General features: G+C 70.5%; 14 protein-coding genes and 1 pseudogene. 9 read left to right on the top strand and 6 right to left on the bottom strand.

Features of this window, described 5'->3' with window-relative positions; translation table 11 throughout:
* The first annotated feature begins 58 nt into the window (after positions 1 to 58).
* The gene (locus ACWZJV_RS15495; RefSeq protein WP_457176949.1) at positions 59 to 1,471 is read left to right on the top strand and encodes a lytic transglycosylase domain-containing protein; all 1,413 of its coding nucleotides are present in this window, start codon (positions 59 to 61) and stop codon (positions 1,469 to 1,471) included.
* A gap of 6 nt (positions 1,472 to 1,477) precedes the next feature.
* On the opposite strand, the gene ACWZJV_RS15490 is transcribed toward ACWZJV_RS15495, so the two are convergent.
* Positions 1,478 to 2,491, bottom strand: a complete 1,014-nt coding sequence (locus ACWZJV_RS15490) for an NADP-dependent oxidoreductase (protein WP_457176947.1) — start codon at positions 2,489 to 2,491, stop codon at positions 1,478 to 1,480.
* A gap of 65 nt (positions 2,492 to 2,556) precedes the next feature.
* On the opposite strand from ACWZJV_RS15490, the gene ACWZJV_RS15485 reads away from it, so the two are divergent.
* The 6 genes and pseudogenes from ACWZJV_RS15485 (at position 2,557) to ACWZJV_RS15460 (ending at position 7,644) form a co-directional block, all read left to right on the top strand.
* Complete coding sequence (locus ACWZJV_RS15485) at positions 2,557 to 3,453, top strand: amidohydrolase (RefSeq protein ID WP_457176945.1); 897 nt, start codon at positions 2,557 to 2,559, stop codon at positions 3,451 to 3,453.
* Positions 3,450 to 3,998, top strand: a complete 549-nt coding sequence (locus tag ACWZJV_RS15480; protein WP_457176942.1) for a cysteine dioxygenase — start codon at positions 3,450 to 3,452, stop codon at positions 3,996 to 3,998. The genes ACWZJV_RS15485 and ACWZJV_RS15480 overlap by 4 nt, the downstream gene beginning before the upstream one ends.
* Before the next feature lie 272 nt (positions 3,999 to 4,270).
* Positions 4,271 to 4,993, top strand: a pseudogene (locus ACWZJV_RS15475) (ABC transporter ATP-binding protein); the annotation flags it as partial.
* 335 nt (positions 4,994 to 5,328) lie between these two features.
* The gene (locus ACWZJV_RS15470; protein WP_457176941.1) at positions 5,329 to 5,985 is read left to right on the top strand and encodes an ABC transporter permease; all 657 of its coding nucleotides are present in this window, start codon (positions 5,329 to 5,331) and stop codon (positions 5,983 to 5,985) included.
* Positions 5,982 to 6,689, top strand: a complete 708-nt coding sequence (locus ACWZJV_RS15465; RefSeq protein ID WP_457176939.1) for an ABC transporter permease — start codon at positions 5,982 to 5,984, stop codon at positions 6,687 to 6,689. Before ACWZJV_RS15470 ends, ACWZJV_RS15465 begins: the two co-directional genes overlap by 4 nt.
* A gap of 28 nt (positions 6,690 to 6,717) precedes the next feature.
* Entirely contained in the window at positions 6,718 to 7,644 is a 927-nt protein-coding gene (locus ACWZJV_RS15460; RefSeq protein ID WP_008355901.1) for an ABC transporter substrate-binding protein, read from the top strand.
* A 13-nt stretch (positions 7,645 to 7,657) separates the two neighbouring features.
* Here ACWZJV_RS15460 and ACWZJV_RS15455 read toward each other — a convergent pair whose 3' ends face one another.
* Positions 7,658 to 8,221, bottom strand: a complete 564-nt coding sequence (locus tag ACWZJV_RS15455; RefSeq protein ID WP_008355900.1) for a TetR/AcrR family transcriptional regulator — start codon at positions 8,219 to 8,221, stop codon at positions 7,658 to 7,660.
* A gap of 141 nt (positions 8,222 to 8,362) precedes the next feature.
* On the opposite strand from ACWZJV_RS15455, the gene ACWZJV_RS15450 reads away from it, so the two are divergent.
* Both ACWZJV_RS15450 and ACWZJV_RS15445 read left to right on the top strand, forming a co-directional pair.
* A complete protein-coding gene (locus tag ACWZJV_RS15450) occupies positions 8,363 to 8,935 on the top strand; it encodes a hypothetical protein (RefSeq protein ID WP_457176936.1) in 573 nt (190 codons plus the stop codon).
* A 1-nt stretch (position 8,936) separates the two neighbouring features.
* The gene (locus tag ACWZJV_RS15445; RefSeq protein ID WP_457176934.1) at positions 8,937 to 10,391 is read left to right on the top strand and encodes a dihydrolipoyl dehydrogenase family protein; all 1,455 of its coding nucleotides are present in this window, start codon (positions 8,937 to 8,939) and stop codon (positions 10,389 to 10,391) included.
* Between the two features lie 66 nt (positions 10,392 to 10,457).
* Here ACWZJV_RS15445 and ACWZJV_RS15440 read toward each other — a convergent pair whose 3' ends face one another.
* The 4 genes from ACWZJV_RS15440 to ACWZJV_RS15425 all read right to left on the bottom strand — a co-directional run bounded on the left by ACWZJV_RS15440 (position 10,458) and on the right by ACWZJV_RS15425 (position 13,989).
* On the bottom strand, positions 10,458 to 12,746 hold the full coding sequence (locus tag ACWZJV_RS15440) for a peptidase M6 (RefSeq protein ID WP_457176933.1): 2,289 nt from the start codon (positions 12,744 to 12,746) through the stop codon (positions 10,458 to 10,460).
* 240 nt (positions 12,747 to 12,986) lie between these two features.
* Positions 12,987 to 13,331, bottom strand: a complete 345-nt coding sequence (locus ACWZJV_RS15435; protein WP_008355893.1) for a VOC family protein — start codon at positions 13,329 to 13,331, stop codon at positions 12,987 to 12,989.
* A gap of 68 nt (positions 13,332 to 13,399) precedes the next feature.
* Positions 13,400 to 13,825: a hypothetical protein gene (locus ACWZJV_RS15430; RefSeq protein WP_196875968.1), complete on the bottom strand. Its 426-nt coding sequence runs from the start codon at positions 13,823 to 13,825 to the stop codon at positions 13,400 to 13,402.
* Positions 13,822 to 13,989, bottom strand: coding sequence for a hypothetical protein (locus ACWZJV_RS15425; protein ID WP_457176930.1), 168 nt, complete (start codon positions 13,987 to 13,989; stop codon positions 13,822 to 13,824). Before ACWZJV_RS15425 ends, ACWZJV_RS15430 begins: the two co-directional genes overlap by 4 nt.
* Positions 13,990 to 14,209 lie beyond the last annotated feature (220 nt).

The following is a 14,209-nucleotide window of genomic DNA, read 5'->3' as shown; positions in this document are numbered from 1 at the left end:
ACCTGGGTAGGCTCAGGTGACGTACACGTCCCCCACGCGTGGATGAGGTGAGACCGGCATGACCAAAGCACCCCGAAAGTTCTGGGCCAGAAGCATCAGCACAGCGGCGCTGACCAGCCTCGGGCCTCGGGCCGTGGCTGCCGTCGCGCTGACCGCTGCCTTCGCTTTCCTGGCCCCCGACGAGGGGAGCCTGGACACCGGCCACCAGCAGCCCGAGCTGCCCGACCCGGGCGCTCTTCAGGACCCGCTGGGCATCGCCAACGGCCTGGGCGGCGTGAAGAACCTGACCCCCACCGACGCGGTGCGGCTCGCCTCCAACGCCGAGGAGCTGTCGATCCCGCCGGTCGCCCTCGCCGCCTACCAGCGCGCGGCCACCGTGCTCAACGACGCCGACGCCTCCTGCCGCATCGACTGGGCGCTGATCGCCGGGATCGGCATGGTCGAGAGCAACCACGGCCGCTTCGGCGGCAGCGAGCTCGACTCCAACGGCCTCGCCCTCCCCGCGATCATCGGCCCGCAGCTCAACGGCGCCGGCAACTACGCGGCGGTCCGCGACACCGACAACGGTCTCTACGACCACGACACCGTCTACGACCACGCCGTCGGCCCGATGCAGTTCATCCCCTCCACCTGGACCTTCGCCGGCACCGACGGCGACGGCGACAACCGCCGCGACCCCCAGGACATCGACGATGCCGCCGTCGCCACGGCGGCATTCCTGTGCGCCGGCACCGAGGACGTCAGCACCGACTCCGGTGCCAACGCCGCGGTCTACCGCTACAACCAGAGCGACACGTACGTCGAGGCGGTGCTCAAGATCGCCGACCAGTACCGCAACGGGGAGTTCCCGGGATCACCGAGCGTGGACGGCGGAACCCCCTCCGCGGTGAGGCCCAACGCGTCCGCTCTCCCGCGCACCTCGAACACCGTCACGAAGCCCGACGCCGACACCAACGGCGCCGCCAAGACGCCGGTGCCGGCCGAGCCGGTGGAGTCCGACAGCGGCTCCGGCGACAACGAGCCCGAGCCTTCGACCGAGCCCAGCACCGGCCCCAGCACGGACCCCACCACTGAGCCCACCGACGGCACGGACCCCGGCGACGGCGAGACCAGCGAGCCGGTCGACCCCACGCCGACTCCGACGCCCACCCCGACGCCCACGCCGACTCCGACGCCCACCGACGCCGCGACGGCAGCGACCCTCGCCGAGCCCTGCGACGCGGCCGCGATCGCGGTCTACGGCGAGACCTTCGAGGTGGACGACAAGGCCACCTACGACGCGGTGATCGCCAACTGCATCGCGACGTTCGAGCCCGAGACCACCCTGCCCACGGACCTCGCGATCAGGGAGCACCTCCGCACGCTCTACGGCAACCCGGACTTCCCCGACCTCAAGGAGCCTGCGCCGGAAGCGGCCGCCCCCGGCGAGACGGTCACGGAGGAGTCCCCGACCGCCTCGCCGACGGCCTGAGCTCGGTCAGACCTTGATCACCGTCTTGCCGAAGTTCTGACCGCGAAGCATCCGGTTGAACGCGGCGGGCGCGTTCTCGAGTCCTTCGGTGACGTCCTCGCGGTAGCGGAGCCTGCCCTCGGCCAGCCAGCCGGCGGCCTCGGTGAGGAACCGCTCCTCGTGGTCACGGACGAACTCGGTCTGGATGAAACCCCTGATCAGCAGCGACTTGTTGAGCACGTGCCGCATCAGCCCGGGCGCCCGGTCGGGCCCCTCGGGCGCGGAGGTGTCGTTGTAGTGGGCGATCAGACCGCAGACCGGTACCCGGGCGAACTTGTTGAGCCGCGGCAGCACCGCGTTCCACACGTGCCCGCCGACGTTCTCGAAGTAGACGTCGATCCCGTCGGGGACGGCGGCCTTCAGCTGGTCCTTGAAGTCGGGCGCACGGTGGTCCAGCGCGGCGTCGAAGCCGAGCTCGGTCAGGTGGGCGACCTTCTCCGGCCCGCCGGCGATCCCCACCGCGCGGCAGCCGAGGATCTTGGCGATCTGGCCGACCGTGGCGCCCACCGGACCGGTCGCGGCCGCGACCACGACGGTCTCTCCGGGCTTCGGCTGCCCGATCTGGGTCAGCCCCGCGTACGCCGTGAAGCCGGGCATCCCCAGGACCCCCAGCGCGGTGGAGACCGGCGCGACGGACGGGTCGAGGCGGCGGGTGTGCCTGGCCGGCGCGATCGAGAACGACTGCCAGCCTCCGTACGCCAGCACCACGTCGCCCACCTGCCGCGACGGGTCCCGCGACTCGACCACCTCGGCGACCGTGGCGCCGGGCAGCACGCCGCCCAGCGCGGTCGGCTCGGCGTACGAGGGCGCATCGCTCATCCGTCCGCGCATGTAGGGGTCGAGCGAGAGGAATCTCGTACGCAGCAGCACCTCTCCCTCGGCCGGCACCGGCACCTCGGAGCTGACGATCGAGAAGTCCTCGGCGGTGGGCTCGCCGACCGGGCGGGCGCGGAGCAGGATCTGGGTGTTCGTGTCGGTCATCCCGCCATGGTGCCGTACGGGCGAGTGGGCTTGCTTAATCACAACTAATCTTATTGACTTAGCCCATGAAGCGCCCGGTCGACGTCCACCAGCACCTGTGGCCGCCGGCACTGGTCGAGGAGCTGCGCCGGCGGCGGCAGCCTCCCTACCTCGACGGCTGGGTGCTCCATCTCGACGGGGAGCCGCCCTACCCCGTCGACCCCGCGGATCATGATCTCGCCGGTCGTGCGGCACGCGAGGACGGGCTGGTGCTGCTGTCGCTCTCCAGCCCGCTGGGGATCGAGTCGCTCGGCCCGGAACAGTCCCGCCCGCTGCTCGACGCCTGGCACAGCCTCTCCGACGAGCTCCCCGCCGACTACGGGCTCTGGGCGGCACCCGGCCTCGTCGAGCCCGACCTCGACGATCTCGCGACGCTCCTGAAGAACGACCGCATCCACGGCCTCCAGGTGCCGGCCACGGCGCTCGCGACGCCTTCCGCGCTCGAGGCCCTCGCTCCGGTGCTCGCGACGGCCGAGCAGGCCGACCTGCCCGTCCTGGTCCATCCCGGCCCCGCCGGTCCCACGACGGACCACGACGACCTGCCCGGCTGGTGGCCCGCCCTGACCTCGTACGTCGCCCAGCAGAGCGCCGCCTGGCACGCCTGGCACGTCGCCGGCAGGTCGCTGCTCCCGACGCTGCGGATCGCGTTCGTCGGGCTGGCCGGACTCGCGCCGCTCCATCACGAACGCCTCGCCCAGCGCGGCGGGAGCCTCGGCGCCATCGACCGGCACGTCTACTACGAGACCTCGTCCTACGGCACCCAGGCGATCGACGCGATGTCCCGCGTGGTCGGCGTCGACCCGCTGGTCAACGGCTCGGACCGGCCGTACGCCGAACCGACCGACCCCGGCCTCGGGGAGGCCCTGAGCCGGGCGATCTTCGTCGCCAACCCGCACCATCTGCTCACCGGAGGAGACCGATGACCATCACCGAACCGACCGTCACCGTGCCCACCGTCGACAGCGTCCTGAGCACCGCGGACCTGCCCGCTCTGCCGGGCCGCACCCTCACCCCCGGCGAGCTCCGCACCTGGGTCGACGAGCTCGCCGCGCGCCCCGAGCTGTGGGAGCACCTGGCGCGCCACGACACCGGCGGGCGCCACTACGTCTCGCTCTACCGCGACAAGGACATCGACGTCTGGCTGCTGTGCTGGAACACCGTCGACGACACCGGCTGGCACGACCACGACATCTCCTCGGGTGCGGTCGCGGTGACCCACGGGGCGGTCGTCGAGCAGCAACCGCGGTTCGGCGGCGAGCCGGTGCAGCGGGAGGTCGGCGCGGGCCGCAGCTTCGGCTTCGGCCCCGACCACATCCACCGGATGAGCGGCGCCGTCGACGGCTCGGTCTCGATCCACGCCTACTCGCCTCCGCTGTGGCGGATGGGACAGTACGCGATCAGCGACGACGGGGTCATGCGCCGCGTCTCGGTCTCCTACGCCGACGAGCTCCGCCCGCTGGAGGACTGACACGGCTCGCCCGGTCGCTCGAGATCGTCCGGAATGAGGCGTACGTCGACGTCGTTGCCACGTGAAACGGCGGCGACATCTCGGGCGCCGAGCCCCGGTTGACCGACAGAGCGGGGCAGATGTGGCAGATTTCAAGTATCGAGAACCGAAGTCCGGCAAACCCTAGTTTGACCATCCGTTTAATACCTTCTGTTCCTCACCCTGATCTGGCAGGCTGAGGATCTTGTGCAACGGCGTCCGCAGGTGGAGAACGAAAGACAGGAGCGGTGGCTGTGATCGAGTTCGACGGCGTCACCAAACGCTATCCGGACGGCACAGTGGCCGTGGACGACCTCTCCCTGAAGGTGGAGACCGGCCAGATCACCGTGTTCGTCGGTCCGTCGGGATGCGGCAAGACCACCGCGCTGCGGATGATCAACCGGATGATCGAGCCGACCTCCGGCCGGATCCTGATCAACGGTGACGACATCACCACCCGCCCGGAGGCACAGCTGCGTCGCGAGATCGGCTACGTGATCCAGGGCGCCGGGCTGTTCCCGCACCGCACGGTCCTCGACAACGTCGCCACCGTCCCGGTCCTCCAGGGCGTCTCGCGCCGGGAGGCACGCACCAGCGCCCTCGGACTGCTCGAGCGGGTCGGACTCTCGCCCGACCTCGGCGAGCGCTACCCCGCCCAGCTCTCCGGCGGCCAGCAGCAGCGCGTCGGCGTAGCCAGGGCACTCGCGGCCGACCCGCCGGTGCTGCTCATGGACGAGCCGTTCTCGGCGGTCGACCCGGTCGTGCGCGACGACCTCCAGCAGGAGCTGCTCAGGCTTCAGGGCGACCTCGGCAAGACGATCGTGCTCGTCACCCACGACATCGACGAGGCGATCCGCCTCGGGGACGAGGTCGCGGTGTTCTCGAACGGCGCCCACCTCGCCCAGTTCGCTCCGCCGGCCGACCTCCTCGCCGCCCCCGCCAACGACTTCGTCGCCTCGCTCGTGGGTCGCGACCGCGGCTTCCGCGGCCTCTCCTTCGCCGACGGCAGCGAGATCGCGCTCAAGCCGGTCGACCACGACGTCGACGGGCTCACCCTCGAGGTCGACCGCGACGGCCGGCCCCTGGGCTGGCGCGGTCCCGCCGGGCTGCTCCCGACCGAGGGCACCTTCCGCGACGGCGCGAACCTGCGTACGGTCACGGACCTGGTCATCCTCTCGCCCGCGGGCGCCGCGGTGCGGGTCGACGCCGAGGGTCGTGCCGACGGACTGGTCCTGCTCGAGGACCTCGCGGGTAGCGTACGTTCGCAGCAGCGGGAGCGGCTGGCGGCCCTGGCTTCCTCGGAGGAGGCAGGGTGAGTGACCTCTGGGGCTACCTCGAGACCAACATCGGCGACGTCCTCACCGCGCTCGTCGAGCACATCTGGCTCGCCCTGCTGCCGGTGGCGATCGCCTTCGTCCTCTCGCTGCCGCTGGGCGCGCTCGTCCACCGCTACGCCCCCGTGCGCCACATCGCACTCACCACCGGCAGCGTCGTCTACACGATCCCGTCGCTGGCCCTGCTCCTGCTGCTCCCGGGCGTCCTCGGCACCAGCGTCCTCGACCCGCTCAACGTGGTCGTCGCGCTCACGCTCTACTCGCTCGCCCTGCTCGTCCGCACGACCGCCGACGGTCTCGACGCGGTCGACAGCACGGTCCTGCAGGCGGCCACCGCGATGGGCTACCACCCCCTGCGCCGCTGGTTCGCCGTCCAGCTGCCGCTGGCGATGCCGGTGATCCTGACCGGTCTGCGGGTGGCCACCGTGGCCAACGTGAGCATGGTCAGCATCGCCGCCCTGGTCGGCATCGGCGGTCTCGGGCAGCTCTTCACCCGAGGGTTCCAGCTCGGCTTCTACCTCCCGCCGATCATCATCGGGCTGGTCCTCTCGGTCATGCTCGCGGTCGTCGCCGACGTCCTGATCGTCGCCGTCCAGCGCGGACTCACCCCGTGGTCGAGAGCGGGTGCGCGATGAGCCTCGACTACCTGCTCGACGCAGCCAACTGGTCGCTGACCAGCCCCGACGGCTTCCCGCAGCGCATCCTGGAGCACCTCGGCTACACCTTCCTCTCGCTGGTGATCGCGGCCGTGATCGCCTTCCCGATCGGCCTCCTGATCGGCCACACCGGACGCGGCGCGCTGATCGCCATCAACCTCGGCAACGCCGGCCGCGCGCTGCCGACCCTCGGCGTGCTCATGCTCGCCCTCGGCCTGGTCGGGATCGGCCTGGTCCCGGTCACGATCGCCCTGGTCGTGCTCGCCATCCCGCCCATCCTCGCCACCACGTACGCCGGGATCCGGGCCGTCGCCGACGAGACCGTCGACGCGGCGCGAGGCGTCGGCATGACCGAGTCCCAGATCGCCTGGCGGGTCGAGGTCCCGATCGCGCTGCCGATCATCATCGGCGGCCTGCGCAACGCCTCGCTCCAGGTCGTCTCGACCGCGACCATCGCCGCGTACGCAGGTCTCGGCGGCCTCGGCCGCTATCTCTTCGACGGCCTGGCGACGCTGCAGTACGACCAGGTGGTCGCCGGCGCCATCGTGCTCGCCGTGCTCGCGGTCCTGATCGACCTCGTGCTCGCGGGGGCGCAGCGGCTCCTCGTCTCGCCCGGCGTCGACGGCCGTAGCGCCGGCAACCGCCCGACCACCGCCCGCCCCGAACCCAAGCTCGCCGGCTGACCCATCCAGCAACCCGAGAGGTATCTCAATGTCCCGCCGAACCCGCACCACCGCGTACCTGTTCGCGACGCTCGCCGTGGCAGGCACCCTGACCGCCTGCGGCGGTGACCCGCTCGACTCCGGATCGGACTCCGACTCGGGCAGCGGCACGATCGTCGTCGGCTCGGCCAACTTCCCCGAGAGCGAGCTGCTCATGGAGATGTACGCCCAGGCCCTCGAGGCCGAGGGCGTCAAGGTCGAGACCAAGCCCAACATCGGTTCCCGCGAGGTCTACATGGAGGCCTTCAAGAGCGGCGACATCGACCTGCTGCCGGAGTACAACGGCGCCCTGCTGGCCTACCTGAAGCCGGACGGTGTCCCGGAGAACGTCTCCGCCCCCGAGGACGTCTACGAAGCGCTCCAGGACGTCCTGCCGGAGGGCAGCGAGACGCTGCCTCAGTCCGAGGCCGAGGACAAGGACACGCTCACCGTCTCCAAGGAGACGGCCGAGAAGTACTCCCTGACGAGCATCGAAGACCTCGCGCCGGTCGCGAAGAACCTCACGCTCGGCGGTGCCCCGGAGTTCAAGACGCGCCACCAGGGTCTGATCGGTCTCGACGAGGTCTACGGGGTCACGTTCAAGGAGTTCAAGCCGCTCGACGCCGGCGGCCCGCTGACGTCCAGCGCGCTGAAGAAGGGCGACATCGACGTCGCGAACGTCTTCTCCACCGACTCCCAGATCCCGACCAACGGCTGGGTCGTCCTGGAGGACCCGAAGAACCTCTTCCTCTCCCAGAACGTCGTCCCGCTGATCCGCTCCGAGGCGCTCAGCGACGACGCCGAGACCGCGCTCAACGCCGTCTCGGAGGCGCTGACCACCGACAACCTGACCGAGGCTCTCGCGAAGGTCCAGGTCGACAAGGCCACCCCGGCCACGGTCGCCAAGGAGTTCCTCGCCGACAACGGCATCGAGTGACCAGCCTGCTCGTCTACCGCAGTCCGCTGCGGTAGGCGAGCAGCCCCTCGAGGCCGCGTAGGAAGGTCTCGCAGACAGGCTCCGGATCGGTCAGGCATCCGGCAGCCATCGCGCCGTCGCGCAGCATCACGAAGTGGCGCCCGGCGAACTCCGAGTCGGGCTTCCCCGTCTTGGAGAAGAGCTCGGTGATCGTGGCCAGGAACCACTGCCGGTGCTCGAGCACCGCCTGATGGACCATGTGCGCCGGGTCCGGATATTCGGCCGCGGCGTTGAGGAACGCGCAGCCCCTGAACCCCTCGCTCCGGATGTCGTCCGCGATCGACCGGCCGACGGTCCGGATGAGGTCGTCGGGGTCCGTCACCTCCGCACGGGCCGCGTCCACGCGCGCCCGGATCGCCTCGTCGGCCTGCGTCAGGTACGCCACGACGAGCTCGTCCTTGCTCCGGAAGTGGCGATAGAGCGTCGCCCGCGTGACGCTCGCCTCGGCGATCACGCGATCGACTCCGACCGAGTGCAGACCCTCGGTGTAGAAGAGCCGACTCGCCGTGCTCAGCAGTCGATCCCGGGCCTCAGACATCCGTCATCCCTCTCTTTCTCGCTGCCTCGACGGTAGCAGACAGAACGATCGGTCTTGCATTTTCCGATCGAGCCGTGCCAGAATCTCGAAACAAGTAGAACGACCGTTCTATCTCATGCTCTGGTCCGAGAAAGGGATCCGATGTCCACCTCCGTAGAGGCCGGCCGTTCCGGCACACTGAACACCCCGTCCGGCGGACTGCCGAAGCTCTACTTCGTCCGCTTCGGGTTCGCGATCGTGTGGGCGGTGCTGGTCGCCCTCACCGCGTCGACCCTCGGCCCGGTGAGCATCGCGCTCCTGGTGATCTATCCGCTCTTCGACGTGGTGGCCGCCGTGGTCGACTTCCGCACCTCGGGCGCCAGCGGTCCGCGCGTCCTGCTCTACGTCAACATGGCGCTCAGCCTGCTCACCGCCATCGGTGTCGCCGTCGCCGCCACCTCCGGCATCCCTGGCGTCCTGCGCGTCTGGGGCGCCTGGGCCATCACGGCCGGCCTGGTCCAGCTGTTCGTCGCGGTGCGGCGCTACCGGCTCGGCGGCCAGTGGGCGATGATCCTCAGCGGCGGCATCTCGACCTTCGCCGGGACCGGATTCATCCTGATGGCCGCCGGCCCGAACGCGTCCCTCACCGGCCTCGCCGGATACGCGACGCTGGGCGGCATCTTCTTCCTCATCTCTGCCGTCCGCCTGCGCCAGCGCGCCGGTAAGGTCAACTGACATGACGAGCGCCAGCAGAGATCTCACCGTCGACGTCATCGTCGTCGGCGCCGGACCCACGGGCGAGAACGTCGCCGACCGCGTGGTGCAGGGCGGCCTGACCGCCGCCATCGTCGAGAGCGAGCTCGTCGGCGGCGAGTGCTCCTACTGGGCCTGCATGCCGACGAAGGCGCTGCTCCGGGACGCGGCGGCGCTGCGTGCCGCGAAGGCGCTTCCGGCCGCCGGCCGAGCGGTCACCGGCACGCTCGACCCCGCCGCCGTGTTCTCGCGGCGCGACGATTTCGCAGCCCACTGGAACGACTCGGGCCAGGTCGAGTGGCTGACCGGCGCCGGGATCACCCTGGTCCGCGGGCACGGACGGATCACCGGCACCCGTGCCGTCACGGTCACCGCGGCCGACGGCACGACCACCGACATCCAGGCGCGGCACGCCGTGGTCATCGCCACCGGCACCTCCGCCCTCATCCCGCCGATCCCGGGGCTGGCCGACGCCTCACCCTGGACCAACCGCGAGGCCGCCGGCGCCACGTCCGTCCCCGGTCGCCTGGCGATCGTCGGCGGCGGCGTGGTCGGTGCCGAGATGGCGACCGCCTTCAGCGCGCTCGGGTCGCAGGTCACCCTCATCTCGCGCACCCGGCTGCTGCCGGGGGTCGAGCAGTTCGCGGGTGAGCAGGTGGCCGATGCGCTCCGGACGTACGGGGTCACGCTGCATCTCGACGTCGGCGCGGAGGAGGTCCGTCGCGACGACGCCGGGGAGGTGCACCTGACGCTCTCCGACGGGACCGAGGTGACCGCCGACGAGGTCCTCGTCGCGACCGGTCGGGTCCCGAATACTAAGGACCTCGGTCTGGAGCACGTCGGCCTCGAGCCCGGCAGCTGGCTGCGCGTCGACGACGCCCTGGCCGTGGTCGACGACGGCGGCCGGCTCGAGGACGGCTGGCTCTACGCCGCCGGCGACGTCAACCACCGGGCGCTGCTGACCCACCACGGGAAGTACCAGGCCCGCGCCGTGGGCGACCTGATCGCGGCACGCGCCCGCGGCGAGGAGCCCGACCTGAGCACGTGGGGCCGTCACGCCGCCACGGCCGACGAGCGGGCCACCACGCAGGTGATCGTCACCGACCCCGAGGTCATCGCCGTCGGACACTCCGCCGAGTCGGCCGAGGCGGCCGGCATCGAGGTCGGCGTCGTCGACTACGACCTCGGCTCGGTCGCCGGCGCCTCGCTGCACGCCGACGGCTATCACGGCAAGGCGCGGATGGTCATCGACGAGCAGCGCAAGATCCTGGTCGGCTTCACCGCCGTCGGCCCCGACACCGCCGAGCTCCTGCACGCGGCCACGATCGCGGTCGTCGGCGAGGTTCCCCTCGACCGCCTCTGGCACGCCGTCCCCGCCTACCCGACGGTCAGCGAGATCTGGCTCCGTCTGCTCGAGACCGCGGGGCGCGACCGCTAGACCTGGAGCAGCAGCGGACCGCGGCCGTCGTCATCGACGGCCGCGGCCCGCTCATCGGTCGGCTGCTCAGCCGCCCGGCTGGGTGACGCCGTCGACCGTCAGGGTGTAGCGCGCCGGATCGGACACGCTCTCCGTCGGGTCGTCGAACATCACGATCGCCGCCACGGTCTCGGCGGTGTCACCGATCACGGCGTCGAGCGCGGCCCCGCTGAGGCTGCCGTCGAACGATCCGTCCAGCGCGAGCGTGTGCACCCACGCGGGCGAGCCCGCCGGGCCGTACGCCACCAGCTGGACCGTCCAGCCCTCGACCGGAATCGGGTTGACCTGCGTCATCGACTGCCAGCCGTCCAGCGTGTTGCTGGGCAGCGCGGTGCCGCCCACGGCGATGTTGCGCACCCAGAAGCCGGACTCGTCGACCCCCGGGTCGGTGATGTAGCGGAACGCCACCAGCACGCTCTGCCCGCTGTACGCCGACAGGTCGGCGCTCTGCGGGCGCCAGCCTCCGGAGTCACCGGAGAAACCGGGCAGGTTGTCGACCACGGTCGGGATGGCACCCGGGTCGTGCTCGCTGGTCGTGTCGGCCGTGGCCAGGCTCTGCCAGGTCTCACCGCCATCGGTCGAGACCTGGACGTAGCCGAAGTCCCAGCCTGCCTCGGCGTCCCACAGGGCGTCGAAGGTCAGCGACCCACCACCGGCGGGCACGTCGACCGCTCGTACGACCGACCGGTCCAGGTTCGGCCCGCAACCGGAGTAGAGCGCGGCCGCTCCGGTGCCGTCGGCAGGCGGCGAGCCGCAGCTGCTGTCGGCCGCCGTGGCGTCCGGCGGGGTGGCGTCGACCACCCACTCGACCGGCTTCGGCTCCAGCTCCGTCGCGCCGTCGAAGCTGATCGACTCGATCTCGCTGGCGGAGAGGTAGGCCCCGGAACCGTCGCGCAGGCGTACGTAGTCCGAGCCGTTCGGCGGTGCGCCGTTCTCGTTCCACGCCTCGGCGTTGTCCCAGTTGATCTTTGCGGACAGCGAGTCGGCCTGGAACCTCGCCGCGTCACCGCCGTTCAGGTCGCCGCCGTTGGCGTCCAGGGCGGCGTCGAGAGCCATCGCGGCGGCCCAGTCGTGGATCGTCTGCTGGGCCGAGACCCCGGCACCGAACTGGTCGAGCACGATCTGGAGCCCCTCGAGGCCACCGGCATCCTCACGATGCAGCACGCTGAGGAAGTCGGAGCCGTAGTGGCTGGCCAGATACTCCATGAAGGAGTACGCCGCGCCGTAGTCGCACAGCGTCTCCGGCCCGCCCTGGTCGCCCCAGAGGGTCAGCGAGTTCTCCGAGCCACCGAACGCCGGATCCAGATAGCCCATGAAGCACGCCAGATGGGAGTCCGCGCCAGGATCGTCGGGTGGGGTGCTCGGGTCGACGTAGCCGACCAGGGTCTGGGCGTAGTCGGACAGACCCTCGTTGACCCAGGAGACCTCGTCGGCGTCCTCGTAGTACTCCAGCAGGTGCTGGTACTCGTGCGCGAACGTGCCCTCGTACAGCAGCGGCCGGGGTGCCCCGACCTGCCGGCCGGGAGCGCTGTTCAGCTCCTGGTTGCAGGCGACGTACGCCGGATCGGTGCTGTCGTCGGGCGGGTTGGTCCCGGTGCGGTGGAGCCAGTCGAAGACGTCGATGCTCATCACGTTGCGGTCGAAGTACTCGTTGAAGACCGAGTAGAAGAAGCCCGCGATGTAGGTCTGCCCGTCAGGAGTGGCGGGCTCGTAGAAGTTGGCGTCCCGGACGTTGTCGACCAGCACCACGATGTTGTCGCCGTCGCCCTTGTACTCCGAGGAGGGCAGGTTGGGGATCAGCTCCGGCAGGACTGCCTGCTTGCCGTCCCGGTCCGGCGGCACCGAGAACTCCTCCGACTCGATCGGGTAGATCGTGTTGTCGAACTCCGCGATGAAGTTCGAGATCTGGGCGTCCGTCACCTCGGTCAGACCGAGCTCGTTGCGGCAGTCACCCTCTGGGAACGCCCGGTCGTCGGCGACCCAGACCTCGATGTTGTCACCGACGCCGCGCAGTGTGTAGTCCTTGAGATAGAGGCTTCCCTGGGCGTCGTCGAGCCCGAGCCAGGTGCGGCTCTGGCCGACCTTCGCGGGTCCCTTCGGCGGCTGACCGTGCACGTCGCCCCGGTGCCGCTCGATGCCGAGACGCTTGCCGTCGTTGTAGTCGGACCCGGTCTGCTTGAGCTCCTTGGCGGCCCGGCCGCGATCATCGTCCGAAGGTGGCGCGCTGCCGGCGGGTGCGCCGGGCAACGTCAGACCGAGGACGAGCGCTCCTGCGGCTCCGATGGTGAGGAGCCGTGTTCTTCTCCAACCCCGCATGCGTGGTTCTCCCTCCACTCGTTCTAGCTGCGCCCGAGATCGCTGCGGGAGTATGGCCTGATGTGATGTGCGTCACTGGTCATGCAGCAGTCAAGCACCGGCAGTACGCGAAGGGAAGACCGGATTTCGGCATGTTTGCGTGGAGTCGGCGCGGACGAGCCGGCCGACACAGATGTCGACAAATCGGTTAGACCGCATGTCGCCGACCGGCGAGCACGCGCGGACGATGCCGCGCGCAGGTCACTCGCGGAACAGGCCGATCATGTTGCCGCTGGGGTCGCGGAACATGGCGAAGGAGCCGACGCCGGGGATCTCCATGGGCGGTACGACCGTCTCGCCACCCAGCTCCCCGACGCGACGGAGGCCGGCCTCGAGATCGTCGGTCGAGACGTACACGGTGACGTAGGAGGGCATGTCGTCACGGGTCTGCATCAGGCCGCCACCGATCCCATCCTCTCCGGCCGTCGCGAGCCAGTAGTCGGGGCCGGCGCCCTGGATCTCCCAGCCGAACAGGTCTCGATAGAACGCGACGAGCGCCTCCCCGTCGGGGCCGGCGATCTCGAAGTGCACCACAGGATGTGCCATGACTGTCTCCTTCCGTCTCGGTCGAGCATCCGACGAGACGGCGGTGCGTACCCAGGGACGAAGTACCGCTAGGGCTGGTCCTTGGTCCCCGACCGTCGGGCGCTCGACCACCCCAGGCCGACCAAGGAGACCGCGACCGTCCCCATGACCGCCTGCAGAGGATCGAGGCCGACGAAGGGCACCTGGACCGCCAGCTCCACCAGGAGCAGCACGCCGGCACCGACCGCCGCCGGCCCCATCCATCGCGATCGGCGCCACGCCAGGACGGCCGTGCCCGCGCAGGGGATCGCGACGCTTCCGGCCAGCCACAGGCCGGGCAGCACCCACGACTCCAGCCCGAGCGGTCGCAGGTCGCTGACCGGCGGGGCGAAGGTGCCGGTGATCAGCTGGACCGACCCGACCGCCGCGGCCGCACCGGTCAACGCGGAGACGACCCCCACCGTACGCCGCCACGCGGGCACCGAGAGGCTCACGTCGACGCCCGCGGCGCTCACCGTTCTCGCCTCGACGACACGGTTCCCGCGTGCGACCCGCCGAGATCCAGGGCGATCGCGAGGATCAGGGTGCCGGTCCAGACGTTGACCGGGTCCAGATGGAGGGGTTCATGCGCTCCCACGATGTTCGCGATGAACCAGACGATGAACCAGATGATCGTCATGGCGGTCCTACCTTTCCGGTACGTCCATCACTGCGCTTGCCGTCGACGCTAGGTGCTCCCGCATCCCACCGTGGAGGGACGAACTTCCCGCACCCGGGGACGGTGGTCCCTGATCCGGAGGCGGATCGGGCGCGTCACAGGCCACCGGGTCCGAGGACTCATCGACGGGGGCCTTTGGACCGCTGCTCCAGGCATGGCCGCCTCCTAGCGTCGAGGACGA

It is taken from the genome of Nocardioides sp. WG-D5 (assembly GCF_054031175.1).
The sequence above is the reverse complement of the archived record's forward strand: the minus strand, read 5'-3'. Positions and strand labels throughout refer to the sequence as shown.